Origin of the sequence: Pseudoflavonifractor phocaeensis (assembly GCF_016901955.1) — a bacterium.
Classification (GTDB): Bacteria; Bacillota; Clostridia; order Oscillospirales; family Oscillospiraceae; genus Flavonifractor; species Flavonifractor phocaeensis_A.
Map to the genome: position 1 here is coordinate 1 of NZ_JACJLC010000173.1, position 1,698 is coordinate 1,698.

General features: G+C 57.7%; 2 protein-coding genes and 1 pseudogene. All 3 read left to right on the forward strand.

The features are described from left to right. Nucleotides 1-593, forward strand: a pseudogene (locus tag H6B51_RS16885) (hypothetical protein); the annotation flags it as partial. 27 nt (nucleotides 594-620) lie between these two features. Continuing rightward, on the forward strand, nucleotides 621-1,157 hold the full coding sequence (locus H6B51_RS16890; RefSeq protein ID WP_243421376.1) for a GDSL-type esterase/lipase family protein: 537 nt from the start codon (nucleotides 621-623) through the stop codon (nucleotides 1,155-1,157). Further along, complete coding sequence (locus H6B51_RS16895; RefSeq protein WP_204884759.1) at nucleotides 1,154-1,534, forward strand: rhodanese-like domain-containing protein; 381 nt, start codon at nucleotides 1,154-1,156, stop codon at nucleotides 1,532-1,534. The genes H6B51_RS16890 and H6B51_RS16895 overlap by 4 nt, the downstream gene beginning before the upstream one ends. Nucleotides 1,535-1,698 lie beyond the last annotated feature (164 nt).

Below are 1,698 nucleotides of genomic sequence, written 5' to 3' on the forward strand. Positions count from 1 at the left end.
CTGGTGCTGAATCTCCGCAGGATTCAGTGCGCCCTTTTGTGCCTGCTTGCAGGTTTGCTCGTCATTTTCTGGCCCCAGAAAAAATTGGCGGTTGTTCAGTAGACATTAAGTATTTCAAGGAAGAGACCCTCCAGAAGTACGCAGAACAGTACGGCTGGACGCTGATTGACGACTCCAACCGCAAGGACCTGTTTCTGGACATGGTGCGGCAGATGGACATGAGCTACTCCTACAAGCCGGTGCTGCTCAAGGCGGTGCTGCTGTTCGCCGACGACAGGGGCCGGGTGAAGCTCAGTGACATCGTCACCTACTTCCGGGAGTTCTACGAGGCTCGCCGGGCGGCTGGGCTGGTGGTGGAAAAGGCCAACAGCATCTACGCCAAGGGCGGCTATACCGACGCTCAGGCCCAGCGAAATATCCTGTCCAACCCCTTCAAGCGTTTTGAGGACATGCAGATGCTCCACCATACCAAGACCCTGGGCGTAATCCAGGTGGACGAGTCCGTCTGGAAGAAGCTGACCCGGGAGGAGAAGCAGGAAATTGAGCGGATTTGCGATGAAAAATTAGAAGACTATTATCGGCGCTTCAAGTAGTGCAGAGAAAGGAAATAAGTGATGTAAATGATGAAGGTCATCTGCTTCGGTGACTCCAACACCTACGGCTATGATCCCCGGAGTTATTTCGGGGGGCGCTATGACGCGGACAGCCGGTGGGTGGATATTCTGGCCGCGAAAACCGGCTGGGAGGTCCGCAACATGGGGCAGAACGGCCGGGAGATCCCCTCTGCCGCTCCCGCCATTCCTGCCGGCACGGATCTGCTGATCGTCATGTTGGGAACCAACGATCTGCTCCAGGGCCGAAGCCCGGAGCAGGCCGCTGAGCGGCTGGAGCGGTTCCTCGCCGGCATCACCCTGGACCGAGGCAGGATCCTGCTGATCGCGCCGCCGCCGGTGGCCCTGGGACAGTGGGTGCCCAGCCCGCAGCTCATTGCGGACTCCCACGCATTTGCCCAGCTCTGCCAAGCCCTGGCGGAACAGCTGGGTATCCGCTTTGCCGATGCCGGAAAATGGGACATCTCCCTGACCTACGACGGCGTACACTTCACGGAGCAGGGCCACAGGGCCTTTGCCGCCGGACTTCTGGAGGAACTCAGATGAAACGAATGATGCCCCTGCTTCTGTCTCTTCTGCTGCTGGCAGGCTGCGGCGGGAATTCCGCCGGCGGCTCCTACCAGCAGATCACCCAGGAAGAGGCCAAGGAGATGATGGATACCCAGGAGGTCATCATCCTGGATGTGCGGGAGCAGGACGAGTACGACAGCGGCCACATTCCTGGCGCTGTGCTGCTGCCGGTAGGCAGCATTGATGAAACGGCTGCCGCCGAGGTGATCCCCGAGAAGGACTCCACAGTGCTGGTCTACTGCCGCAGCGGGAACCGCAGCAAAACCGCATCCTCTACACTGGCCGAACTGGGCTACACCAACATCTACGAATTCGGCGGTATCAACACCTGGCCCTATGAGACGGAAACGTAAGATAAACGGCACAAAATCTACATCGCCTAAACAAAGAATAAGGGACTGGCCGACTGTAAGCGCTCAATAACCACCCGTATACAGTCAAAACCCGGTAGGACTTGCAATCCTACCGGGTTCGTTTATTTGCAATCAGAGGTCTCCAAATATTTACGGCGTTTTAC